Genomic DNA, 25012 nt, shown 5'->3' on the forward strand with positions numbered 1-25012 from the left:
GAGAACATAAATGGTTTCTTGGCGTATTAGTTGTTTTAGGTTTAGTTTTTTCTATTATCGGGTATGCACATGTGCAAGGTGCAAATGAAGTTCAGTCATATCAACAACCATTAAATGAGTTTTATCAACTTGTGTTAAATAACGAGGAAATGAAACTTAATGAGTGGAGAATTCGTTTAAGAGAGGAACGTTTGAATTCAACACTTACGAATGAGGATGCGTTTGTTTCATACGTATCGGAATGGAAAGAAAGTGGTTGGGAGCAAAAGGCTCTAATAACAGACGGAACGGAATGGAAAGCGCACTTTACATATGACCGACCAGATGGAATAACGGAATCAATCCAATTTTTCGCTTATCCAACACCGAATATGAAAAATGGGCTCTCTCAGTTAATTACTTACGAGGTGCTTGGAACAAATGGATCTGTAGTTGAATCTAATATAGTAGATGAACTTGTGGAAGAGCGTTCTCGTGATCTAGAGCTACATGATGCGACAACGTATGTTCAGATTCAAGTAAGCGACAGATCGAACATGAACGATATAGAGAAAAAAGCAACAAAGTGGATTCAACAATTAAGTGCTGAGCCAGTTGAAGCACTAAAAGAAGACTCTTTTGTCTCTTATTCCGCGTATAATCCTGATTGGAATTCATTTATTGAGACGAATGGACAACGAATGAATATCCAAGTAGCAATTAGAGAAAATCAACGATTGGGCGCAGGGACAACGGTGACAATAGGAACGCCTATTATTACTACTGAATATTGATGATAGAGAAGAGACTATAATTTAGACGCGGAGGGGAATACGTTGGAAAAAATTATTGTCCGGGGTGGCAATCAGCTACGCGGCACTGTTAAGGTAGAGGGCGCAAAAAACGCAGTCTTACCTGTTATTGCTGCATCAATCCTAGCAGGCCGCGGCACAAGCCACATATATGATGTGCCTAAATTGGCAGATGTATACACGATGAAGGAAGTACTAAAGAATCTAAATATTAAGGTCGAGTACACAAACGGTACCTTTCATGTAAATGCTGAGGATACACTAAAAACAGAAGCGCCTTTTGAATATGTACGTAAAATGAGAGCTTCTTTCCTTGTAATGGGACCACTTCTTGCACGTGTAGGTAAAGCAAGAATTGCTCTTCCAGGTGGTTGCGCAATTGGATCACGTCCAATTGACCAGCATCTAAAAGGCTTTGAAGCAATGGGTGCCACTGTTGAAATTGGAAATGGCTTTATTGAAGCGCGCATTGATGGAAGACTAAAGGGTGCAAAGATTTATCTGGACTTCCCAAGTGTGGGTGCAACTGAAAACATTATGATGGCTGCAGCAATGGCAGAAGGAACGACAATCATTGAAAATGCTGCTGAAGAACCTGAAATTGTTTGTGTTGCAAACTACTTGAATGCAATGGGTGCTAAAGTTCGCGGTGCTGGAACAGGTGAAATTCGCATTGAAGGTGTCGAAGAACTAGTAGGTGCTGAACATACCGTTATTCCAGATCGTATCGAAGCAGGAACGTTCATGGTAGCTGCTGCAATGACAAAGGGAGATATCGTCGTTGAAGGAGCAACACCTGAACATTTACGTCCGCTTATCGCTAAAATGGGTGAGATGGGTGTTAAAATTGAAGAAGTTGAAAATGGCTTACGTGTTATTGGACCAGAAAAGTTAAAACCTGTCGACATTAAAACAATGCCACATCCAGGTTTCCCAACTGACATGCAAGCTCAAATGATGGCTCTTCTACTTGCTGCACATGGAACTGGTGTTATTACAGAAACAGTTTTCGAAAATCGTTTTATGCATGTAGAAGAATTCCGTCGTATGAACTCTAACATTAAGATTGAAGGACGTTCAGCGATCATCACGGGACCGAATAAACTACAAGGTGCAGAAGTATCAGCAACAGATTTAAGAGCAGGAGCTGCCCTTATCTTAGCAGGACTTGTTGCAGACGGCGTCACACGTGTAATGGAATTAAAACACATTGACCGTGGTTACGTTGATTTAGCTGAAAAACTTCAAGCGCTAGGTGCAGACGTAGAACGTGTTGAAGAAGAGATCGAAGAAGAAATTGAAAACTTAGACGCACCAGCTCCATTGAAGCTAAAGTCTAACTTGGTCTAAATCATTTATAAAATAGGGGATAAACACCCTATTTCAAAGCTGCTAAGGATTTCCTTAGCAGCTTTTTGTTAGGTTTTTTTACGAGAAAGTCTTGTTCTACTTCATGCCAAGCCCTCATATACTTACCCTGAGAGTAAACATTCAACAAATGGAGGACTGACATGAAACGACTTCTAATTGCAGCAACTATCCTATGCACCGTTGTACTTATTATCCCAACAATGCTTGTCCTATTTATTTCAGAACCAGCTGACAGCACGACAACAACAACCCGAAATATCACAATAGAAGAGACGATCGAAACATGGTCGTATAACCCAGAAGAAGATGTAGCGGTGGCGGTGTTCCGTTCACAAAAAGAAGAAATTGAAGATGTACCACTAGAAAAGTATGTAATGGGTGTTGTCGCTTCAGAGATGAATCCGAACTTTGAAATGGAAGCTTTAAGAGCACAGGCTCTAACAGCCCGCACTTATATGGTTAAACACATCTTACAACCAAGAAACGTTCAACTGCCAGAAGGAGCGATGGTAACGGATACGGTGATGCATCAAGTATATAAAAATGAAGCTGAGTTAAAAGAAGAATGGGGATTGAACTACGACTTGTATATGGCAAGAATCCAAGAAGCTGTTCTGTCAACTCAGGGTCAAGTTCTCACGTATGATGGTGAACCAATAGACGCTGCTTTCTTCTCAACGAGTAATGGATACACGGAAAACTCCGAAGACTATTGGGAAAATGAAATTCCTTACTTGCGAAGTGTAGAAAGTCCGTGGGATCAAGCTTCTCCGCGTTTTACAGCAGAAAAAGTTATGACGATCGAAGAATTTCAAGAAAAGTTAGGTGTGAATCTTCCTGAGGACGGTTCAGTTGGAACGATCTCAGCACGAACAGACGGAAATCGAGTAGCCAAAGTAGTCATTAACGGCAAAGAATTAAGCGGTCGCCAAGTTCGTGATAAATTAGGACTCGATTCTTCAGATTTCCAATGGCAACGTCAAGGAAATCAAATAACGATTAACACAAGAGGCTGGGGCCATGGTGTCGGCATGAGTCAATACGGAGCCGATGGAATGGCCAAAGAAGGTAAATCCTATAAAGATATTGTTGCTCATTACTACCGTGGTGTAGAAATCGAAGGATTAGATCCATATGTTGCACAGATGACCGCAAAAGCGGAATAGAAAGAGGTCATTTTGTGAAAGGGAACTCAGATCAGGTTATTTGGTCTGGGTTTTTTGTTTTGGGGTTGGTAGTGCTAATTTAGGGAGGGGGCATGGTTTTTGCTCTCTGAGGGCGACGGTAGGTTCTAGAGAGCTACTTCGCGGCCAGGAGGTTCTCTATTCCGGAAAAAAGCAGTGGTATTGGGGGCTGAGGGGACAGAGGGTTCGCTATATGCGGTTATGAGAGCTTGATTAGCTTGAAAATGGGGCAATAAGGTCCCTTGAGTCCACCAAGCTTCTCAAACTAGCTGAATTAGAGGGAATAAGGAATCTAGAGTCCGCGCCGGTGTACGAGAGTATGCGAGAGGGCTGCGTCGCGGTCAGGAGGTCCTCTATTAAGGAAAAAAGCAGTGATATTGGAGGCTGAAGGGACAGAGGGTTCGCTATAAGCGGTTATGAGGGCTTGATTAACTTGAAAAAGGGGCAATAAGGTCCCCTGAGTCCTCCAAGGGCTCTCAAACTAGTTGAATTAGAGGAATAAGGAATCGAGAGTCCGCGCCGATGTACGAGAGTATGCGAGAGGGCTGCGTCGCGGTCAGGAGGTTCTCTATTAAGGAAAAAAGCAGTGATATTGGAGGCTGAGGGGACAGAGGGTTCGCTATAAGCGGTTATAAGAGCTAGAGTAGCGTGAAAACGGGGCAATAAGGTCCCCTGAGTCCACCAAGCCTCCCAAACTAGCTAAATTAGAGGGAATAAGGAATCGAGAGTCCGCGCCGATGTGCGAGTATGGAAGAAGGCTGCGTCGCGGTCAGGAGGTTTCCTATTTCGGAAAAAAGCAGTGATATTGGAGCTAAGGAATCGAGAGACCGCACTACGCATCACTCATCACCCACCGCCAAGCACCGCCTCACTCACAAAGTTTTTCGCCCATCCATGCATAAAAAAATCAATTTGTCGAAAACTAATTTAAAAATTTTTTTTAGACGATGTATACATTTCTAGCAATCTGATCAGAATGATTGCTGAGGTGATGGAAAATGAGAGAAGAAGAAAACAAAAGATCTTCTAAATCTGAAGAAAATTCATTGAATGTTAAAAGTCTAATGCGTAAACGTTGGTTGTTGCCTGCAGTGTATCTAGTTGCAGCGGCTGGGGTATTAAGTGCCGTATTCATTATGCAAGGGCAAGACGAATCAGCAGCTCCACCAGAAAGCGTAGAAGTAACAGATCCTAGTCAAGCTGGAAATTTATATCCACAAGGCGAAGAAGCAGTTCCTGTAACAGCATCATCAGAAGTTGTGAAAATGCCAGTTGTAAATGATGAAGAGATTACAGTTGTTGGTTATTTCTATGATGTAAATGGAACACCAGAAGAACAGCAAGAAGCTCTTGTATACTACAATAATACGTATTTCCCGAATAAAGGTATGGACTTTGCTCATGTAGATGGAGAAAGTTTTGAAGCAGCTGCTGCGTTAAGCGGAACAGTTGTGAAAGCAGAGAAAGATGCGTTACTAGGTTATGTGGTTGAAATTTCACACGAAAATGGTGTTGTGACTCACTACCATAGTTTAGAAACAGTTGAAGTAGAAGAAGGAGCGACGGTTCAACAAGGTGATATCCTTGGTCGCGCAGGACGTAATAGCTACAATACCGATGCTGGAATTCATGTTCATTTTGAAATCCGTCAAGATGGTGTAGCGGTTAATCCTAATGATGTATTTCAACAACCGATTGATTCTGTAAAAGATATCGCAAAAGAAAAAGAAGCTGAAAAAGAAGCTGAAAAGCCTGCTGACGGTGAAGATAAAGAAGATGAAGGTGCTTCTGATGAAGAAGAAGTAGCACCGGAAAATCATGAAGATCATGGTCAAGGCGAAGATGATGATCAACAAGAATCAAGTGAATTAGGTTAATAAACCGATAAACCCTACAGTGTCGAAAGCACTCGTAGGGTTTATTTTTTTGGTATACTAGAAAATGTTGACATCTATCTGAAAATTTGAAATAATACATACAGGTTACAAGTAAATGAATTCTGTTGTAATACACATAATTATGATAACGCTTACATAACTTGTACTATAGAAAGGAGGAAAACCTTTGCTGTATGTTTTCTTGCTGATTACAATTGGTTCACTTATTTTTGCTTTTAAGCTTAAGAAACCTTTACTACTTTCGCTTCCATTTGTTTCTATTTTTGCGTATATGATTGTTCAAATTGCAATGGTGCCCCTTGGATTTTTTGAAACCATTAAATTTATTTTTCAGTTGAGGTAGCCTGATGAAAAGGAAAAGTAAACAGCGAACCCTCAAACAGACCGACTATTCAGTATGCGCGCAGTGTAAACAAGGTAAAACGGAAAAAATGTCTTTATCTAGGCAAGTTTTCTTTCTCAGTATATTGCCGTGGCTTGTCGCAATCATCCTATCTTATTTTGTCCATTCTATCTTTCTTATTTTTATCCCAGCTGTTGGGATCTACAACATGAAAGCTGCAAAGCGAAATCCTCTTAGACGATGCAATTCCTGTCACCGTATCCAAAAGTTAAAAGAAAGTCCTGTTGTTACTTAAGAAAGTCTTTTGATAGGCTTTTAAAGTTTTTTTGATGTTGTGTTTTGTTAACTCTAAAAAGGAGGGATGTTCATCATCAATTCGTTTTCTGCATTAAAAAAATAAGGAGGAGTTTTTTATGAGGAAAATTGATAAGGCAGTTGCTGATGCTTATTTTCGCGCTAGAACTACACTTGTTGTCATTTGCTTAATTCTTGGTGGAATTGCTTCGTTTGGAGTAGTAGCTTTTGCTGAGGCTTTGAGTGGTTTTACAATCATGGGAATGCCAGCTCATTATTACATGGGAGCTCAAGGTGCAGTAGTAACATTTGTAGTCTTACTTTTTGCAAACGCTATCATTAGTGACAAAATTGATAAGAAGTTTGGAATTGATGAAGACCATAATACTAGAGTGAGTGCAGGCAAGGTTCTAGACCACTAAAATAAAGAGCTGATGATAGGGGGTATTTAAATGGATCAACAAACGATTGTATCGCTTTTATTAATTCTAGCAACATTCGGACTTTATATTGGGATTTCTGTCTATAACAGAGCGAAGGCCACTTCAGACTTTTATGTTGCGAGCCGTGGGGTTCCACCGTTTTGGAACGGGATGGCGATAGGTGGAGACTGGATGAGTGCCGCGTCCTTTATCGGGATGGCCGGTACGGTTATGATTCTTGGGTATGACGGTTTAGCTTATATTATGGGTTGGACTGGAGGCTATTTATTCCTTACGTTTTTACTAGCACCACAATTAAGAAAATACGGACGTTATACGGTTCCAGAGTTTATTGGAGACCGCTTTGATAGTAATGCTGCGAGATTAATTGCGGCAATTGCAACGATCATTATCAGTTTCGTTTATATTATTGGTCAGCTTTCAGGTTCTGGGGTTGTAATTGGACGTATCCTGAATATTGATGCAATGTATGGAACGATGATTGGGGTTGTCGTAATCGCGATCTATGCAACGCTTGGTGGAATGAAGGGGATTACTTGGACACAGGTAGCTCAGTATATGATCTTAATTGTTGCTTACATTATTCCAATTATCTTCATGTCCCTTCAAATCACAAGTAATCCATTACCGTGGCTTACATATGGAAAGATTGTAAGTGAGCTTGGGGAGTTAGACCGGGCACTTGGTATTTCTGAATATTTCGCGCCATTTGCGGAAAGTGATAAGTCACAATTTATCGCGTTAATGTTCACATTAATGGTTGGTACAGCGGCTCTTCCACACGTTATCGTTCGTTTCTACACGGTAACAACGATGAAAGCTGCACGCTGGAGTGGTGCTTGGGCACTTGTTTTTATTGCACTTTTATATTTATCAGCTCCTGCATACGCTGCGTTCTCTCGTTTCATCTTAATGACTCGTGTCGCAGGTCAACCACTTGATCAGCTTCCGGCTTGGACGGATACGTGGGTAAATACGGGAAGATTACAGCTTGCAGATGCGAACGGGGATGGCATTTTACAATGGAGTGAAATTGTTATTTCAAATGATATCGTCGTTATGGCGACGCCGGAAATTGCTAACTTAGGTGTTTTCGTTATCGGTTTAGTCGCAGCTGGTGCGATGGCTGCTGCCCTTTCTACGGCAGGTGGCTTGCTTATTACGATTTCGTCTTCTTTTGCTCATGACATTTATTATCGTTTAATGAAGCCTGATGCAAGTGATAAGAAGAGATTAGCGGCGGGCCGTTGGGCGATTGTACTTGCGACTGTTGTAGCTGGGGTAGTGGCACTTAACCCTCCTGGCGTTATCACGCAGATTGTCGCTTGGGCGTTTGGTATTGCTGGTGGTACGTTCTTCCCAGTTCTATTACTTGGTGTTTGGTGGAAACGTGCTAACAAACAAGGTGCGATTGCCGGGATGCTAGTTGGTCTAACGGTAACAGTCACTTATATCCTGTTTGCACGTGAAGGATTCACGATTTTTGGAATCAGAGATACAGGTGCTGGGATTATCGGGGTTCCGATTAACTTGATCGTGATGTATGTTGTTTCGAAAATGACTGCTGCACCATCGCAAAAACTTCAAGATGAAGTACTTGACCTTCGTTATCCAGAGCAAATGAGCTACCGTGATGGAGAGGTTTGGATGGATGAGTCGGCATCAGGAAAATAATTGCAATGAGATTCGTAAGCATCCCATTTTTGTCGGACTAAGTGAAACACGGTTTGATGAAGTATTGGATGCTTGCGTGCTCAAGCATTATCAAAAGAATGACAAGGTGCTTTATTCGAAGACACCGAGAGAAGGACTTCTGCTTATCCTAAAAGGGGTGGCAGAAGTTTTTGTTGCAAGTGGGGCTTCAAACGAAAGACAAAGTAACCTTGACCATCATACATCCAGGCGATACGACCAGAAGGAGGTCCTGGAAGTATTGCAAAAAGGAGATATGATTGGATTCTCGAGTTTAGCCGATTTTCTAGGTGGGAAAACCGAAGAGCCAGAGCGCTATGCGGTGGAGGTTCAAGCGGTAGAGGACGCAACATGTCTTCATATTCCTTACCCTGTGATTCAAACGCTTTGGGATGATCCTGCTGTAAGAGATTTTGTTTTGCAACAAGCAACGATTCGTTTACAAGATATCTATGCGTCTTTTGCTGAACAAGTTCAACTTGCGAATAAGTGGGGAGAAAGTGAGCCGTTTATTCGGCGCATTCAAGATGTTATGAATGAGCCTGTTATCGCCGCTGATATGGAAGATGATGTTCAAGATGTAGCCTTGATGATGGTTGAACACTCAACGAGTTCGGTTGTTGTCTTAAATGATAATGATCAATTGATTGGAATTATAACCGAGAAAGATCTAGTGCAGCGTGTTGTAGCTCGGGGGATCGGTTCAGGTTTGTTTGCTCATGAAGTAATGACGCCACACCCTTATATTATTTCCAGAGATGCTTATTACTACGAGGCAATGTCGAGTTTTCTGATGAATGGAATTAAGCACTTGCCTGTCATGGACGGGGCCAAAGTGATTGGCATGGTGACCCTTTCTGATTTGTTACGGAAAAAAAACCGGGGAACGATGGAGCTGCTGCAATCGGTTGAACAGTCCACATTTAATAACCTTCATGAGTTAGAGCCGGCGATGTATGAGGTGCTAGCTAATTTAATACAAGACGGCATTCCGACTGTTCATACGCTTGAAGTGATGACAAAGCTCTATGACCGGTTAGTGCGTCATGCTGTGCAGTTAGCGGTTGAGAAGATAGGGAAGCCACCAGTTCCTTTTGGCTTCTACCTGATGGGAAGCGGGGCACGGGCTGAGCAATTCATGCTAACAGATCAAGACCACTTCCTCGTTTATGACAATACAAAAGAAGCTGAGGTGAGTTTATATTTTGAGGAGCTAGGAAAAGAGATTGTTCAACACTTAGTCGCTGCAGGTTATAAAACATGTCCAGGGTTCATGATGGCTAGTTATGCTGATTGGAGGGGGACGCTAGAAGATTGGCAGGGAAGGTTAAGGAGTTGGGCACTTAGAGCGACAAATGAAAACTTGCTTCTTGCGCACAATTTCTTATCATATAGACATATTTATGGAGAAGAGTCTTTGCATGATCAATTTGAAGAGATGATAAGAGAACAACTAGGAAAATCTCGGATCTTTTTATACCGAATGGCTGAATTGGAAAAAGAACATCCAGTCCCGACTTTTGACCATCCGATTCGAGCTCTTTTCCGAATGAAAAAGGAATCTGTCGATCTTAAGAAACAGGCTCTTTTTCCTTTGCATCATTGTTTGCAATTACTTTGTGCGAAACATGATTTTTTAGAAGGAAGAACTCTTAAACAAATTGACTTTCTTCAGGACCGGCATGTATTTTCTGAAGAAACGGCCGATAAATTGAAGTTTGCTTATGAAGTTGTTTTGCGAATTCGAGTGGAAAGAGCTTGGAATGCATACCGAGTTGGAGAAACAAGTACAAGTGAAATTGAATTTAATCATTTAAGAACAAAGGACAAAGAAGAGCTCATGATGGCCTTGAAAACGATCCGTCAGCTTCAAGGCGAGGTTATGGCGACCTTTGGTTTATAACACCGTGAAGGGGGCATAACGCTCGCTTTACGGCTTTTTGAGTAATAAAAAGAGAGGAGGGGTACCTATGTTTTGGAGAAAGCCGCTTTTACCTGCTGTTCCACTTAATAAAGAGATTCCGCTAAACACCCATTTTTCAAATCTTACATTCACAGTGTTTGACACGGAAACAACTGGGTTTGCTGTTGGTGCAAGTGATAGAATCATTGAAATTGGAGCGGTCCAAGTGAAAGACCGAATGGTATTAGACAAAACCTTTCAATCTTATGTGAATCCTGAAAGAGAGATCCCTCCTAATATTACCGCGTTAACAGGAATTACAACGAAAACGGTTGAACAGGCACCTCCATTTATAGAAGTGATCAAAGATTTTTTTCAGTATGTAAAAGAGGGCGAAGCGAACATCTGGGTTGGGCATTATGCGAGCTTCGATCTTCTAGCACTCAAAAAGGAAATAGCTAGAAATCAATACCGTGTCGATTTTCCTATTTGTTTGGATACCCTTGATATGATCGGATATTTAAGTCCAGCGAAACATATGCTAGATTTAGAGATTTACGCTAGTCAGTTTGGGTCTAGAATCTATGAAAGACATCAGGCATTAGGTGATGCTTTGACTACTGCACATCTTTTCTGTGAGCTTTTATTCCACCTCGAAGATCGAGGCAAAAACACGCTTGGCGACTTGATTGAGATCTCCAATATCACCAAAAGGAACACATAATTCAGAAAAGTCAAGCCCGTCCATACAAGAATGTGGTATATCTGCGTGATCCCCCTAATAAACTGTACCAATCACCCAACACAGAATTAGGGAGGCGAGTCGTGTGCACGATTACATCAAAGAGCGAACTATCAAGATAGGTAGGTATGTTGTCGAGACAAAAAAGACGGTGAGGACGATTGCCAAGGAATTTGGAGTCTCGAAAAGTACCGTACACAAAGACCTCACAGAAAGACTTCCGGAAATTAATCCGGAATTAGCAAACGAAGTGAAAGAGATTCTTGAGTATCACAAATCCATTCGTCATTTACGTGGTGGAGAAGCAACAAAAGTGAAATACAGAAAGACACAAGACGATTCTGAAATACCAGTTGTCAAAACACGAACTTAATTGTCAAATCATGTAACTTTTTTCGAAAAAATACCCCTGTGAGAACATTATGTGTTAAAATTAGCAATTAGGTAAATCGTAATAATTAATACGATTATGTTCGGATAAACAGGGAGGAAAAAGAAACATGTTTGGTCGCGATATTGGAATTGATCTAGGTACAGCAAATGTTCTTATATATGTCAAAGGTAGTGGGATCGTCTTAAATGAACCGTCTGTCGTAGCTGTTGATACAAATACGAAAAGAGTACTTGCAGTAGGGGAAGAAGCGTTCCGCATGGTCGGACGTACACCAGGAAATATTGTTGCCCTACGTCCAATGAAAGACGGTGTCATTGCAAACTTTGAAATGACCGAAGCAATGCTCAAACATTTCTTAGGAAAGATTAACGTCAAAAGTCTTTTCTCAAAGCCAAGAATCTTAATTTGTTGCCCGACAAATATCACATCTGTTGAGCAAAAAGCGATTCGTGAAGCGGCTGAGAAAAGTGGCGGGAAGAATGTGTACTTGGAGGAGGAACCGAAAGTTGCTGCAATTGGAGCTGGAATGGATATTTTCCAACCGAGCGGTAACATGGTAGTAGACATAGGCGGTGGGACAACAGATGTTGCTGTTCTTTCGATGGGTGATATCGTCACCGCCTCTTCCATGAAAGTAGCGGGTGACCGCTTTGACGCAGATATCCTTTCTTACATTAAGAAAAAATACAAGCTCTTAATCGGTGAGCGCACTGCTGAAAACATCAAAGTACAAGTTGCAACAGTATTTCCAGGTGCACGACAGGAAGAGATAGACATCCGCGGACGCGACATGGTTAGTGGCCTTCCAAGAACAATTACCGTACACTCGAAGGAAATAGAGGAAGCGTTAACAGAGTCTGTTTCTTACATTGTACAAGCATCCAAACAAGTTCTTGAACAAACACCTCCAGAACTCTCTGCTGATATTATCGACCGTGGTGTCATTTTAACGGGTGGTGGCGCCTTACTACACGGAATCGACCAACTACTAGCAGAAGAATTAAAAGTACCAGTCCTAGTAGCAGAAGAACCAATGCACTGCGTAGCAAAAGGAACAGGGATTATTTTAGAGAATCTTGATAGAATGTCTAGTAAGAAAGTCCGTTTATAAAAAAGGGCAACCGCCCTTTTTTATAAACGGACGAGCAATGAGCGAAGCCGCTGCAAGTTTTTAAGCTTTCTTTGAGTGCTCTTCTCAAAGAAGGCGCGCAGCGTGCGTAGCCATTGCCACGATGTTCGCACGGAATAGGGCCGGAGAAGCTACCCAACTAAACAAGGATCGACCGCATGTTTAGAAATCAGAAGGCAAGCGAAGCCGCTGCAGGGTTTTAAGCTTTCTTTGAGTGTTCTTCTCAAAGAAAGCGCGCAGCGTGCGTAGCCATTGCCAGGATGTTCGCACGGAATAGGGCAGAAGAAGCAGCCTTTTACTGAATAAGGATCGACCGCATGTTTAGAAATCAGAAGGCAAGCGAAGCCGCTGCAAGGTTTTAAGCTTCCTTTGAGTGTTCTTCTCAAAGAAAGCGCGCAGCGTGCGTAGCCATTGCAGGATGTTCGCACGGAATAGGGCCGGAGTACGATTTTTGGAGTCGGGAAGCAGAGCGAACCTCTAACATTCGGAAAAAAGAAAGAACCCATAAACCACCAGTTTAAAACATTAGGTAAGAGCCGATATAATGGTATAGAGAAAGACTAGAGGAGGAAATGAGATGCTTCGTGGTTTTTACGGGGCTGCAGCAGGGATGATTGCCCAGCTGCAACGCCAAACAATGTTAACAAACAACTTAGCGAATGCCAATACGCCAGGATTTAAAGCGGATCAAGCATCGCTTAGATCTTTTCCTAACATGCTAATCAAAGCTATGAACACAGAAGCTGGTCCTAATGGACAAGCTCCAACAATTGGTCATTTAACTACAGGTGTATACTTACAAGAACGTATGCCAAACTTCCGTCAAGGCGATTTGATGGAAACTGGAAACAATACAGATATCTCATTACTTCAAGGAATTATGCCACCAACAGAGTCAGGTCGACCTGGTGCTCTTTTCTATACCATACAAAATGAAAACGGAGACCTTCGCTACTCAAGAAACGGAAATTTCACCATTGACGGTGAAGGCTTCTTAACTACAACAGAAGGCCACTATGTTTTAGGAACGAACAATCAACGGATCCAGGTAGGGAACGAAGAATTCCGAGTAAATGAAGCTGGTTTCATTACCAATGACCTTGGAGCGGCCGTAGCTCAGCTCAATGTGGTCTACTCAGATAATCCAATGCAATTAGTGAAAGAGGGAAATGGACTCTTACGTTTTGAAGGAGAAGGTAACCTACCGACTGCCATTGGAAACGGAGCAATTAGCTTCCAACTGCAACAAGGTTTCCTAGAACGTTCCAATGTAGATGCCTCCCAAACCATGACTGAAATGATGAGCGCTTATAGAGCATTCGAAGCTAACCAACGCATCCTCCAAGCCTACGACCAAAGCATGGACAAAGCCGTTAATGAGATTGGACGTATTGGATAGCTTTTATAAACAAGGGTGAACTGCCCTTGTTTATAAAAGCGAGCATGGAGCGAAGCCGTTGCAAGCCCTTAAGCCTTTTATAAGTGGTTTTCTTATAAAAGGCGCGCAACGAGTGAAGCCCATGCAGCATGTTCGCACGGAATATATGGACAGAGCCATTAAACCGGGCAATCGGATCATAAATTATCAAATTCGGATCATAAATATACCGATCTGGATCATAAATAACTCAAGTCGGATCATAAACCACTGATTTTGGATCATAAAGTCAAAATTTGATGACAATAAACTAAGTTTTCTCATACGCACAGTCACTTTTTCACCTAGACACGGACACACCACACACACCACTTGAGCATAAAAGAGGGATGAGAATGAATACATCAATGATAGCTGCGTCCGTGACGATGGGGCAGTTGCAACGTAAACTTGATACAATATCTCATAATATCGCTAATTCGAATACAACTGGCTTTAAAAGACGAGAAGCTACTTTCTCGGATTTGCTTTTTCAGCAAGTGAATAATATGTCAGCCACTCAATATGAGGGGGGGCGTTTAACTCCAGATGGGATTCGAGTAGGAGCAGGTGCTAAGATTGCACAAACGGCACTCCGCTTAGAACAAGGTCCTATGATTGCGACTGAGCGTGAGCTGGATTTTGCGATTACAGAGAAAAATCATTTCTTCAGAATACAAACGGTTGAAAACGGCAATCAAGTTGAACGTCTAACACGTGATGGTACTTTTTATTTAAGTGAAGATCCTAATAATCCGCAGCAGTTAACCATTGTTACGAAAAATGGTGACTTCGTTTTAAATGAAAATGGAAACCGTATTAATGTGCCATTAAACTTTAAGTCTATTAGTCTGTCAGGCGATGGACAATTGCTTGTTACTCTTAATGATGGAACGATTCAGAATGGTGGTCAATTTGCGTTAGCAAGAGTGCTAAAACCACAATTGTTGGATGCTGTTGGTGAAAACCTATATCGTTTTCCTGATTTTGCAGCTCTAGGCTTAGTTCCAGGAGATGTGTTTGAAAATGTTGGCATGGCTGGACGTGTCTCACAAGGTTTCATTGAAGGATCGAATGTAGACCTTGGGAGAGAAATGAATGAATTAATCATGACACAACGTCATTATCAATTTAATTCAAGAGCCATTTCGATGTCTGATGAGATGTCAGGGTTAATTAATGGTTTAAGAAGATAACGTAAAGTAAAACAGGCTGCACTGATTTGAGGAGAGAACGATGACTGATAAACGATCAAACCCAAATAATCAACATACTGAGTCGGAGCTAGATATTGCTTCAGAAACTAGCTCCAGACAACCTGATCAGACAGATCAAAGCATGGATTCAAAATTGCTTGAACAGTCTTCTGAGGAAGCAAGCGCAGTTAGTGAGGAGAAGGTCGATTCTTCTTCAGAAACAGAAGCTGAGGCGACACCTGCAGACATTGAAGGTGATAAACAAGCTGATGATCCATTGTCACAGGAACAGGTTTCTGCTGAATCAACTGTTGAGAGATCAGCTTCTATTTCAGAAGAAGAAGATCAAATTACGGAAGAGGACTCTCCTATCCTAGAGCAAGAAGAAGATGCTCTTATTAAAGCTTCAGCAAAAGAAGAAGCACTTGAAGAAGAAAAGCAAGACACAAGGGAAGTAAGAAGAAAAAAACGAAGAGTCAAAAAGCCACGCTTGCGCTTGATCCCCATTTGGCTACGAATTTTAATTTCAATTGTGTTAATTGGTGGTAGTTTAATTTTAGGTTTGATGTTTGGGTACGGGGTAATTGGTGGTGGCGAACCAGGTGAGGCAATAAGGCCAGATACTTGGTATCACATTATCGATATCATTCGAGGTAATTAAATTATCTCGAATTTTTTTTTGAGAAGCTCTTTTAATGTGTCAAAGTTAGGTTTATCTAAAATATGGTATAATGAAAAATATACATATATTTAAGGTACGAAAGGATGACAAACATGCTAACAATTGAGCAAATTAAAGAAATTATTCCTCACCGCTATCCATTTTTATTAATCGACCGGATTGAGGAAGTGGAAGATTTAAAGCGAGCAGTTGGAATTAAGAATGTCACAGCAAACGAAGAGTTTTTTAATGGACATTTTCCAGATTACCCGGTTATGCCAGGGGTATTAATCGTTGAAGCACTAGCTCAAGTGGGCGCTGTTGCCATCTTAAGACCAGAAGCAAACAGAGGGAAACTGGCTTTCTTTGCTGGTATTGATAACTGTCGTTTTAAAAAACAAGTTAAACCAGGAGATCAACTTCGATTAGAAGTTGAGATAACTCGTGTTAAAGGTCCAATTGGTAAAGGCCACGCTGTCGCTACCGTAAATGGAGAAATTGCATGTGAAACGGATATAACTTTTGCTATTAAATAAATAGACTGTCTTAATTTGACTAGCTGAAAGTGAGGCATGAGGATGAACGAGGCTTTTACACGGTTTGCTCAAAATAAAAAGAATGTGGAGATTCTTTTTAATCATATGAATGATGGATTAATGATTACAAATAGCAGGCGTGAAATTGTCATTGTGAATCCTGCATTTGAACGCATCACTGGTTACACAATGAAAGAAGTAGAAGGCAAGAATCCGAATTTATTGCAATCAGGTAATATGCCTCGGGATACATATGAGGAAATGTGGGATTGTATAGGGTCGGTTGGTTCTTGGACGGGTGAGCTACAGAACCTGCGTAAAGATGGTTCGCTTTTTTGGTCGTTTATTACCATTACAAAAGTGAAGCAGAATCAATCTGAAGATTGTTACTATATCGGCATATTGCGTGATATTACGGCTAGAAAAAACCAAGAAGACAAGTTAAAGTATTATGCTTATCATGATATTTTGACGAAGCTTCCAAATCGTATGTTTTTTACGGAAGCCCTTCAGTTGCGCCTTTCTACGGCTAAGTTCAATCAAGAAAAGCTAGCAATTCTTTTTCTAGATTTAGATCGCTTTAAAAAAATTAATGATTCGCTTGGACATCAATTTGGAGATGATTTATTAATTCAAATGGCTAATCGAATAAAAACTGTTATTGGAGATCATGGTATTGTAAGCCGTTTCGGAGGAGATGAGTTTACCGTCTGCCTTCCATTTGAAGAAGAGCACCAGGTCACAACGACTTTAGAAAAATTAACAGATCAATTTCGCCAACCATTTGTGATCCATGAACGAGCATTTTATATGACGATTAGTATTGGTATGAGTATTTTTCCTGAACATGGATCTGATGTTGAGACGCTTTTGAAGAATGCAGATACCGCTATGTATGTCACGAAGGAAGAAGGCCGTGACCACTTCTCTATATATGAAGCGAAAATGAACGAAAAGACGTCAGAACAATTCTCGCTTGAAGTCGATTTAGTTGAGGCGTTAGCTCAAGATCAACTAGAGGTTTACTACCAGCTTCAGGTCGATGTTGACAATGAAAAGCCTTTTGGAGTAGAAGCATTAATTAGGTGGAATCATCCGACAAAAGGAATGCTTTCACCTGCTGAGTTTTTAAATGTGGCTGAGGAAATAGGAATTCTAGCTAATATTGATGAGTGGGTTTTAAAGCAAGCAATCAACCAAGGAAAAAAATGGCACGAGCAAGGTTATCCTAATTTAGTCATCTCTGTTAATATTTCAAGAGACTTTTTTAAGAAAGCGGATTTCTTAAATAAGGTTAATGAATTATTAGATGATTCAAGATTAAATCCGGCGCGGTTATGTTTAGAGGTTACTGAAAACTTTGCGGTTCTTCATGTTGAAGAAATTAGAAATAAATTAATTTCGTTAAAAGAACGCGGTATTCGCGTATCATTAGATGATTTTGGTACGGGATATTCTTCATTGAACCAATTAAATTTATTTCCAATTGATACATTGAAAATTGATCAATCTTTTGTTAGGGGAAATGATTCTAAAGAAAATGGTGCCATTATAAAGTTAATTATTGCTCTAGCTAAAAGCTTAGGTGTCTCTGTTATTTGTGAAGGAATTGAGACCGCTGAACAACTGAGTCTTATTAAAAATGAAGGGTGCGATCATGCCCAAGGTTATCTTTTCAGTAAGCCGGTACCTTTTGACAAATGTGAGACAATGATGCATGCATTAACTCACTAAAATGAAACATAATAAAAAGAACCTATCCAGATAAAGGATAGGTTTTTTATATGTTGCGAAGCTCTATAGAATAATTGAGTTAGGATATACAAACAATAAGAACAACTTTTTGGAGGTGAAATCATGAAAAAGAAATTTATGATGACAACAGCAGCTGCGGTTTTATCGCTTGGTGTGATTACTGCATGCGGAGCACCTGCAGAAGAAGAGCCTGTTGTAGATGATCCAGCAATGGAAGAAGCTCCTGTAATGGATGAGCCTATTGACGATGAACCAGCTCTAGATGATGAGGAATTCCAACAAGAGGAGCAAATTGACATCGACCTTGAAGAGGATACAGGCGATGAATTAGCGGCTGATGAGGAAGAGGAAGAAGGAACAAATTAGTGAATTGAACCTACTGCAAAATAAACTGCGGTAGGTTTTTTTATGGTTTTATAAGCTTATAAGCATATCGAAAAGAAAAACAGATAGTAAAAAGTAAATAAATAGCCTTACAAATGGAAAAAAAAATACAGTTATATCGACGGAAACAATGCTAAAATGTAAAGAGCATTTAAATTAGGTTCATCTTGTAAAACTATTGTATAATGTTTTTATAAGAAACGAATTGGGGGAACCAGTTATGGTGTCTTGGATTGTTCAAAAACGAAAAATTACTATTCTCTTTTCAATTATGTTTATGTTGGTAGGCGTATTGAGTTTTATACAACTCCCTCAAAGGGAGATACCTGAAATCAGTCCAGCTGTTGCGCAAATCACAACGGTGTATCCTGGGGCTTCAGCTGAAGAAGTGGAACAACTGGTCACCAATGAGTTAGAGCTACAACTAGAGCAAATGACAGAGATTGCATCACTTACATCAATCTCTACTTCAGGAGTATCGCTCGTTACGGTTGAATTAGAAGAAGGGGTGGATGCGAACCAACTTTGGAATGAAGTCAGACAACGAATCACAACAGCTTCTGCTCAATTTCCAAATGACGTGCAAGCACCTCAAATGAATAATAACCTAAGTGTCCAAGGGCTAGCCACGTACCAGTTAACATTTGATGAAGACAATCAATTAAGTGAGGTTAATGAAGTCATTGATCGCTGGAACAAACGCTTAGTTCAACTTCCAGATATTACAACAATGCAGGCTCAAGGAGCTCTAGATAAGGAAATTTCAATTCAACTTGATGCAGCGGCAATGGAAGAAAATGAAGTGTCGGTTAACCAAATGATCGGAGTTTTAAACGGAGAATTAGAAACGATACCTCCGGGAGAATGGAAAACGGAAGAATATGATTACCGAGTTGAGCTTAATACGTATAACTCTGTTTCAGAGCTTGAATCATTGCCTGTCGGCTTTTCAGCAGAAAATGGCGTTATTAGCATAGGTGATGTCGCAACAATAACAGAAACATTCAAACCAGCGACTGAAACAATTACGTTTAATGGAGAAGAAGCCATTTCTCTCACATTTTATCTAAGAGAGGGCGCGAGTGTACCGAAAGCGCAAGTAGCACTTGACTCGTTTGTTGAAGAAATGAGAAACGACTTGCCAACAGGCGTTGAAATGACACTACTGTACTCTCAAGCCGGTTTAGTAGAGCAACTTTTTAAAGATTTAGGAATTTCTTTTGCAATCGCGATTGTATCAGTTTTAGTCGTATGTTCACTCGGTTTAAATGTGTCAACAGCACTAAGTGTAGCATTGGCTATTCCTGTATCCTTAAGCTTGGGAGCAATTGTTTTCCCGTATACGGGAGTCGATTTAAATCAGATTTCATTGATCGCGATCATTATTGCATTAGGGATATTAGTTGATGATGGAATCGTCGTAAACGAAAATATTGAACGAAGATTAAAGCTTGGTGATAAACCATTTATGGCAGCCATTAATGGAACAAAGGAAGTAACGGTTTCAGTTATCACATCGACCTTAACAGTCGTCTTTACTTTTTTACCATTATTGTTATTGCCCGGGCAAGCTGGTGCATTTATTAGGCCACTTCCAGTCGTTTTAATTGCCACTATGATCGCGTCTACATTAGTAGCTTTGTTTTTAATTCCAATTTACCGCTCTTTACAAAAGGAAAAGAAAACGAGAAAATCTCCGGGATTAATCGGGCCCGTTTTTGATAAGGCGGCGTCTTTCTATAGTAAAAAACTTATGACAAAAGTAAGTAGAAAACCGCTATTAACGGTTATCATTGGTTTTGTTTTGGGAACAGCAGCTTACGGTCTAATTCCGTTTATTCCATTAGAATTTTTCCCAGATACGGACCGAGAAGAAGTCTTTGTAGAGATGAAACTACCAGAAGGAACTTCACTTTTAGAAACGGAACGACAATCAAAAGAAGTTGAAGAGTTTTTAAGTAATATCGAGTATGTCGACTCCGTTTCAACGTATGTTGGAACTAATATTCCTCGTCTATTTGGACCAGGTGGAGGAGGCGTAGCTGGAGATCACGTCGCCAACTTTTTTGTTTTTATTAATAAAGATAAAATATCAACGAGACAAGCGCGTGATATATGGAGCGATGTATTAAAGGAGCAGTTCTCTAACAAAACTTTTACAGTTTCGATGATTGAGTCAGGTCCTCCAGTAGGAGCTCCGATTGCGATCCAAGTTAAAGGAGATTCAATAGAACGCTTAACGGAAATGACTACTGACATAAAAGAAATTCTTGCAACAGCTGATGGGGTAAGTACGGTCAGTGATGATATTGGAGCCCCGTTAAAGACGATTCAATTTACTCCTAACCGCTCTGAGCTTGAAGCAAGCGGGTTAAGCAGTGGAGAACTCGCTCAAACGTTACGACTGATGGGGGACGGCATACCAATTGGTCAGCTCCAACAGCAAGAGGGTTTAATAGATTTGCGCGTATCGTTCGATGCTAACCAAGTAGACATCAATGACATTATGCTCCAAACACCAAGAGCAGGAATGGTGGCATTATCAGAGTTAGTGACAGAGAAAGAATCCTTTACAAAAGCTCAAATTCCACACAAAAATAATGTTCGTACCGTAACAGTAAGAGCTTATCCAACTGGTGACGTAAATTCAGATGAAATCCTAACTGCGACAAGAGAGCAAATGGAAGCAGTGGTTGCTGATGAAGGATATCAATTAGTGATAGGTGGAGAAACCTCTGCTAGAACCGATGTGTTCATTGATATAGGTAAAATCTTTATTGTCGTTGTCTTTTTAATTCTGATTGTAGTTGCGATCCAATTCTATTCGTTAACGATTCCGATCCTCATTATGAGTACAGTGTATCTAGCGATTGCTGGTGCCTTACTTGGACTGTTTATTACGCAAACAGGTCTTGGCTTCATGTCAATGATGGGAGCCGTAAGTTTAGCGGGAATTGTTGTCCGTAATGGAATTGTCTTAATGGAATTCATAGAGCAAAGGCGTAAAGAAGGACTTGGTCCAGTTGAAGCGGTTATTCAAGCGAGTGAACAACGCTTCAGGCCGATTGTTCTTACAACGTTAACGTCTATAGCTGGTTTATTGCCAATCGCCCTTGGTAACAGCACGTTGTTTAAACCATTAGGAATTGCAATCGTTTCGGGACTTGTATTTTCAACGCTACTAACGTTGTTCATTGTCCCAGCTCTTTATCTAGTTCAATCTAAATGGAGAAGAGAAAAGAAAGTCGTTTAAATACTATTTTTAAATAATAACAATATTTGAAAAACACTCCTGTTGCTAGGAGTGTTTTTTGTTTCGTTTCAGAAAAAAAAGTTAACCTTCTCTATTTTCTAATAGTTCTGAATATAAATATGAGTCTAAAGTCATAAATTTTATAGGTGACTTAGGTCTTGTTCGCTGATATACTTAGAAAATGTTCTAGTAAGTTTTTTACATATTATTATTTCAGGAAAAAGTATGGCTAGTTGTAAAAATTTATCTGTAATGACCGATATTACCTATGTTAACTGTTTTGATTGATTAAATAAAAAAGGAGTATAAAGGATGAAACTGTCATTTAAGAAGGGTAGAAGAAAAAATAAGAGTAGTAATGTAACTTTAAAGAATTTAACGATTAGAAAAAAGTTAATGGGGAGTTTCCTCATCGTTTCCCTTATTTTTGGTTTGGCTTCAGCATTATCAATAAAAAACTCATACGATTCTAATCAAACATATGATTATTTAATAGAGACGGTTGCAGAGTTGAGAAGTATCTCTCAAAAGATTCATACGAATAGTGCTATGCAAACAGCTATTTATAGAGCGTATTTCCTATATGATAATCCACATTTTATTAATGAATTAAATCGAGTAAATGAAGAGATTGATGGTCTTGTGTTAGCTGCTCGTGAGTTAGCAACGATGCAGGAGTCATTTGATTGGCTCGATCAGATTGCCGAAACCAACTCAGCTTTTCGTGATACCGCTAACTCTGTTATTCAATCAACAGGCAATGATAAAGAACAAGCACTTGAGCGTAGTTTAACAGAAGTTGTTCCAATCAGTAATAGACTCAACCAACAAACAGAAGATTTTAATCAGTTTCTAGAACTTGTCCTTGATGAGCGAATGGAAGCGGCACATACTGCTGCGGCTAGAGACTTAATTGTTATTATAATCATGAGCATTGTTGCAGTATTAATTGCCGTTGCGAGTGGAATTGTGATCTCAACGGTTATTTCTAGACCACTTACTCAACTACGAGAGAATGCTGAGAAGGTCGCAGCTGGTGACTTAAATGCAGAAAGAATCACTCTGAAAAGTAAGGATGAAGTTTATTACCTTAATGAGTCCTTTGAAAAAATGACGGATAACTTACGAGGGATGATTCATGGCATTGCTCAAAATGCAGATCAAGTAGCAGCTTCAGCAGAGCAGTTAAATGCTAGTTCTGAACAGTCTAGTCAAGCGGCTCAAAGTGTGGCTGGTGCAATCGAGGAAATGGCTAGTGGTGCTGATGTGACGACAGTGAAACTAGAGGATTCTACGAATGCATTGCAAGAAGTGTTAAGAGGAATTCAAGTTATAGCAGATAGCTCAACCAACGTCTCTATGTTATCAAAGGAGACAGAAAAAGAAGCTGAAGATGGCGGACGCATTGTCGAAAACAACCTAAAGCAAATGCAATTTATCCACCAATCGGTAAACCGTTCCAATGAAGTGATTCGTTCATTATCTGAGCGCTCACAAGAAATCGGAAAAATTCTTGAAGTGATAAGTGGAATTGCCGATCAAACGAATTTACTTGCGTTAAACGCCGCAATCGAAGCAGCTCGTGCAGGTGAGCACGGAAAAGGGTTTGCGGTTGTAGCGGATGAGGTTAGAAAATTAGCCGAGCAGTCTCGTGCTTCAACGAAGGACATTGCCCAATTAATAGGGGTCATCCAAACAGATACAGAGGAATCCGTTACGATTATGGATGAAGTGATGAAAAATGCCGAAGAAGGTGTAGTGGTTTCTGAGCAAACAGCAAGTAAATTCACACAAATTCTAGACAGCACAAGAAACATTACACCACAAGTTGAAGAAGTTTCAGATACAGTTCAACACATTTCAGCAAGTATTGAAAAGATCACGCATGCATCTGCTGAATTAACTGCATTAGCTCAAACCAATGCAGCTAGCTCTGAGGAAGTGGCATCATCAACAGAAGAACAACTTGCATCCATGCAAGAAATCAACTCTAGCGCACAATCACTTGCTATCATGGCAGAAGAGTTAAATAAATTAGTGAATCGCTTCAAGCTATAGAATGCCGAGTAGAGTCTATCACAGGACTCTACTTTTTTTCAGTGGTCTCATTCTTTTCATGCTAGTAGTCTGTTTTAATAAAGCTATAACAGCTTCTCCTTGTGAGAAAAGTTGATTTAGCCTGTTAATGTTGATATTGTTAGATAATGTACAATTAAAGGAGGACATCTTAGTGAAAGATTTTTTCATTAGAGCCATATCTGGTTTTATCATTTTATTTCTACTCTTATACATAGCTCCAATGCTACAGATGGAGTGGGTACAACCAGGTAGTCCTTACCGGTTCATGATTGTGCCACTAGCATTAGTTGGGGGCTGGGCATGTTTATTTTTTTTCAAGCGATTTGAGAAAAAAAAGACTTGGTAAGCAGAATTAAGTGGGCGTAAGAAGCTAAATGTTGAATTTAGTGCTTTGTCACCTAACTCCTTTGCAGTAGAATTAATTCTACACGCAAAGGAGCTTATACGTTATCGACTCGGTTTTTCCGTTAAACTGTCGACCGTAACACTATATTTATCACCTGGATCATCTAACGGATGAATGGTTGCCATTCCGTTCCCTTGATCCACATGTTCGATATAAATGCGTTCGCCGTTATACAACACATCTACCATAGCTGGAGAAGAAGAGATTTCATGTGCGCGCTGTGTATCCAATTTACCTACCTCCTTTTAAGAATAGGATTCCCTTAGGCTCATTTGTTTATGCGAGGGTTATGGAAAGTTTCGAAGTTAGTCACGGGGAAAAATACAATAAAGTAATTTGAATTTATGGTGAAATATTCAACACTCGGTAAATATACAGGGGGAGAAAACATCCTGAGCATTCTTTTAAGAATACTCAGGATGTTTTTTGTGTTTAGTTTATAAAATGATAAATATTTATTGTAAATCAATAAATATTCTGTTAAGTTCAGAATAACATAAAATAAACAATAGATCTTAAAGTTTAACAGATTGGGGTGAAAACATGATCTTGTTAATTATGATAATGTTATTTGTTCTTGCAATTATTTTGCCTTTAATCGGCTATTATTTTAAACCATATTCAAAACTTACAGCTGCTATTTTCATCTTTTCTCCTTTAGTTTTCATTCTTGTTATAGCAGGTTGGTGGATCTTAGCAACGAACCATTACTTTGTATCTTCGACAAACTTAGAATATGAATATATCGGGGAGTTTCACTTACAAGAAACGATAACAGAAAAGCAGTTAGAAGCCCTTGGATCCTTTACAAAGAGGGAAAATGAAGATGGCTACTCCTATGAAATTCAAGGCTCATTTTTAAGTACAGATTTAAAGAGAAAAGTTGTTTCAATATCAGCCTATGAAATTCCACTTGAAACAACCTCTGGATTAAAAGTAGGAGACAATATAGAAAAAGCGAAACAAATATATGGTTCTCATCATTACTCGTATCATGAAATGGGATTGGGAAAAGCAGTCGTATACATTGATAGAATTAATAAGCACAGGTTAACAATATGGACCGAAGATGAACATACTGTCTCGAACATATGGCTAGATGTTTATTAAAAGTCGATCCGACGGAGTGAAATGAACATAA

The 25012-nt window shown here is 40.0% G+C and carries 22 protein-coding genes; 21 read left to right on the forward strand and 1 reads right to left on the reverse strand.

Annotated features, from left to right (window positions below; all coding sequences use genetic code 11):
- Window positions 1–71: 71 nt before the first annotated feature.
- From JCM9157_RS03065 to JCM9157_RS03160, 20 genes are all read left to right on the forward strand, one after another.
- Entirely contained in the window at window positions 72–773 is a 702-nt protein-coding gene (locus tag JCM9157_RS03065) for a YwmB family TATA-box binding protein (RefSeq protein ID WP_035662015.1), read from the forward strand.
- A gap of 42 nt (window positions 774–815) precedes the next feature.
- On the forward strand, window positions 816–2141 hold the full coding sequence (gene murA, locus JCM9157_RS03070) for a UDP-N-acetylglucosamine 1-carboxyvinyltransferase (RefSeq protein ID WP_035662017.1): 1326 nt from the start codon (window positions 816–818) through the stop codon (window positions 2139–2141).
- 161 nt (window positions 2142–2302) lie between these two features.
- A complete protein-coding gene (gene spoIID, locus JCM9157_RS03075) occupies window positions 2303–3328 on the forward strand; it encodes a stage II sporulation protein D (RefSeq protein WP_035662019.1) in 1026 nt (341 codons plus the stop codon).
- Between the two features lie 1016 nt (window positions 3329–4344).
- Window positions 4345–5223: a stage II sporulation protein SpoIIQ gene (gene spoIIQ, locus JCM9157_RS03080; RefSeq protein ID WP_035662022.1), complete on the forward strand. Its 879-nt coding sequence runs from the start codon at window positions 4345–4347 to the stop codon at window positions 5221–5223.
- A 187-nt stretch (window positions 5224–5410) separates the two neighbouring features.
- On the forward strand, window positions 5411–5587 hold the full coding sequence (locus JCM9157_RS24850; protein WP_035662025.1) for a hypothetical protein: 177 nt from the start codon (window positions 5411–5413) through the stop codon (window positions 5585–5587).
- 413 nt (window positions 5588–6000) lie between these two features.
- Window positions 6001–6303 carry a DUF4212 domain-containing protein gene (locus tag JCM9157_RS03090; protein ID WP_035662027.1) on the forward strand — a complete coding sequence of 101 codons (303 nt, stop codon included), beginning with the start codon at window positions 6001–6003 and terminating at the stop codon, window positions 6301–6303.
- Between the two features lie 30 nt (window positions 6304–6333).
- Complete coding sequence (locus tag JCM9157_RS03095; protein ID WP_035662029.1) at window positions 6334–7998, forward strand: sodium:solute symporter family protein; 1665 nt, start codon at window positions 6334–6336, stop codon at window positions 7996–7998.
- On the forward strand, window positions 7976–9919 hold the full coding sequence (locus JCM9157_RS03100; protein WP_035662031.1) for a DUF294 nucleotidyltransferase-like domain-containing protein: 1944 nt from the start codon (window positions 7976–7978) through the stop codon (window positions 9917–9919). The genes JCM9157_RS03095 and JCM9157_RS03100 overlap by 23 nt, the downstream gene beginning before the upstream one ends.
- A 67-nt stretch (window positions 9920–9986) precedes the next feature.
- Complete coding sequence (locus tag JCM9157_RS03105) at window positions 9987–10643, forward strand: 3'-5' exonuclease (protein ID WP_035662034.1); 657 nt, start codon at window positions 9987–9989, stop codon at window positions 10641–10643.
- A gap of 103 nt (window positions 10644–10746) precedes the next feature.
- Window positions 10747–11034 carry a sporulation transcriptional regulator SpoIIID gene (gene spoIIID / locus JCM9157_RS03110; RefSeq protein WP_035662036.1) on the forward strand — a complete coding sequence of 96 codons (288 nt, stop codon included), beginning with the start codon at window positions 10747–10749 and terminating at the stop codon, window positions 11032–11034.
- A gap of 127 nt (window positions 11035–11161) precedes the next feature.
- On the forward strand, window positions 11162–12166 hold the full coding sequence (locus JCM9157_RS03115; protein WP_035662038.1) for a rod shape-determining protein: 1005 nt from the start codon (window positions 11162–11164) through the stop codon (window positions 12164–12166).
- Window positions 12167–12761: 595 nt separating this feature from the next.
- Entirely contained in the window at window positions 12762–13583 is an 822-nt protein-coding gene (locus JCM9157_RS03120; protein ID WP_035662040.1) for a flagellar hook-basal body protein, read from the forward strand.
- A gap of 374 nt (window positions 13584–13957) precedes the next feature.
- Window positions 13958–14797, forward strand: a complete 840-nt coding sequence (locus tag JCM9157_RS03125) for a flagellar hook-basal body protein (RefSeq protein WP_035662042.1) — start codon at window positions 13958–13960, stop codon at window positions 14795–14797.
- Window positions 14798–14837: 40 nt separating this feature from the next.
- On the forward strand, window positions 14838–15458 hold the full coding sequence (locus JCM9157_RS23805) for a DNA-directed RNA polymerase subunit beta (protein WP_235714778.1): 621 nt from the start codon (window positions 14838–14840) through the stop codon (window positions 15456–15458).
- A 113-nt stretch (window positions 15459–15571) separates the two neighbouring features.
- On the forward strand, window positions 15572–15994 hold the full coding sequence (gene fabZ / locus JCM9157_RS03135) for a 3-hydroxyacyl-ACP dehydratase FabZ (protein WP_035662046.1): 423 nt from the start codon (window positions 15572–15574) through the stop codon (window positions 15992–15994).
- 42 nt (window positions 15995–16036) lie between these two features.
- Window positions 16037–17728 (forward strand): putative bifunctional diguanylate cyclase/phosphodiesterase, encoded by a 1692-nt coding sequence (locus JCM9157_RS03140; RefSeq protein ID WP_052012911.1) that lies wholly within the window; start codon window positions 16037–16039, stop codon window positions 17726–17728.
- 123 nt (window positions 17729–17851) lie between these two features.
- Entirely contained in the window at window positions 17852–18115 is a 264-nt protein-coding gene (locus JCM9157_RS03145; RefSeq protein WP_035662047.1) for a hypothetical protein, read from the forward strand.
- 238 nt (window positions 18116–18353) lie between these two features.
- A complete protein-coding gene (locus JCM9157_RS03150) occupies window positions 18354–21386 on the forward strand; it encodes an efflux RND transporter permease subunit (protein ID WP_035662049.1) in 3033 nt (1010 codons plus the stop codon).
- 312 nt (window positions 21387–21698) lie between these two features.
- A complete protein-coding gene (locus tag JCM9157_RS03155; protein ID WP_081734017.1) occupies window positions 21699–23444 on the forward strand; it encodes a methyl-accepting chemotaxis protein in 1746 nt (581 codons plus the stop codon).
- 172 nt (window positions 23445–23616) lie between these two features.
- A complete protein-coding gene (locus tag JCM9157_RS03160) occupies window positions 23617–23811 on the forward strand; it encodes a hypothetical protein (RefSeq protein ID WP_035662051.1) in 195 nt (64 codons plus the stop codon).
- Between the two features lie 101 nt (window positions 23812–23912).
- Here the strand turns inward: JCM9157_RS03160 and JCM9157_RS03165 are convergent, their stop codons facing one another.
- On the reverse strand, window positions 23913–24101 hold the full coding sequence (locus tag JCM9157_RS03165; RefSeq protein WP_035662053.1) for a small acid-soluble spore protein H: 189 nt from the start codon (window positions 24099–24101) through the stop codon (window positions 23913–23915).
- Window positions 24102–24414: 313 nt separating this feature from the next.
- Here JCM9157_RS03165 and JCM9157_RS03170 point away from each other — a divergent pair, with 313 nt between their 5' ends.
- On the forward strand, window positions 24415–24981 hold the full coding sequence (locus JCM9157_RS03170; protein ID WP_035662055.1) for a hypothetical protein: 567 nt from the start codon (window positions 24415–24417) through the stop codon (window positions 24979–24981).
- Window positions 24982–25012: the final 31 nt, after the last annotated feature.

The organism is Halalkalibacter akibai JCM 9157 (assembly GCF_000513135.1).
GTDB lineage: Bacteria > Bacillota > Bacilli > Bacillales > Bacillaceae_D > Halalkalibacter > Halalkalibacter akibai.

Coding starts and splice junctions, on each gene's coding strand:
- spoIID (WP_035662019.1), top strand. CDS start 2,303: ATGAAACGACTTCTAATTGCAGCAACTATCCTATGCACCGTTGTACTT.
- spoIIQ (WP_035662022.1), top strand. CDS start 4,345: ATGAGAGAAGAAGAAAACAAAAGATCTTCTAAATCTGAAGAAAATTCA.
- JCM9157_RS03090 (WP_035662027.1), top strand. CDS start 6,001: ATGAGGAAAATTGATAAGGCAGTTGCTGATGCTTATTTTCGCGCTAGA.
- JCM9157_RS03095 (WP_035662029.1), top strand. CDS start 6,334: ATGGATCAACAAACGATTGTATCGCTTTTATTAATTCTAGCAACATTC.
- JCM9157_RS03100 (WP_035662031.1), top strand. CDS start 7,976: ATGAGTCGGCATCAGGAAAATAATTGCAATGAGATTCGTAAGCATCCC.
- JCM9157_RS03105 (WP_035662034.1), top strand. CDS start 9,987: ATGTTTTGGAGAAAGCCGCTTTTACCTGCTGTTCCACTTAATAAAGAG.
- JCM9157_RS03115 (WP_035662038.1), top strand. CDS start 11,162: ATGTTTGGTCGCGATATTGGAATTGATCTAGGTACAGCAAATGTTCTT.
- JCM9157_RS03120 (WP_035662040.1), top strand. CDS start 12,762: ATGCTTCGTGGTTTTTACGGGGCTGCAGCAGGGATGATTGCCCAGCTG.
- JCM9157_RS03125 (WP_035662042.1), top strand. CDS start 13,958: ATGAATACATCAATGATAGCTGCGTCCGTGACGATGGGGCAGTTGCAA.
- JCM9157_RS23805 (WP_235714778.1), top strand. CDS start 14,838: ATGACTGATAAACGATCAAACCCAAATAATCAACATACTGAGTCGGAG.
- fabZ (WP_035662046.1), top strand. CDS start 15,572: ATGCTAACAATTGAGCAAATTAAAGAAATTATTCCTCACCGCTATCCA.
- JCM9157_RS03140 (WP_052012911.1), top strand. CDS start 16,037: ATGAACGAGGCTTTTACACGGTTTGCTCAAAATAAAAAGAATGTGGAG.
- JCM9157_RS03145 (WP_035662047.1), top strand. CDS start 17,852: ATGAAAAAGAAATTTATGATGACAACAGCAGCTGCGGTTTTATCGCTT.
- JCM9157_RS03150 (WP_035662049.1), top strand. CDS start 18,354: ATGGTGTCTTGGATTGTTCAAAAACGAAAAATTACTATTCTCTTTTCA.
- JCM9157_RS03155 (WP_081734017.1), top strand. CDS start 21,699: ATGAAACTGTCATTTAAGAAGGGTAGAAGAAAAAATAAGAGTAGTAAT.
- JCM9157_RS03170 (WP_035662055.1), top strand. CDS start 24,415: ATGATCTTGTTAATTATGATAATGTTATTTGTTCTTGCAATTATTTTG.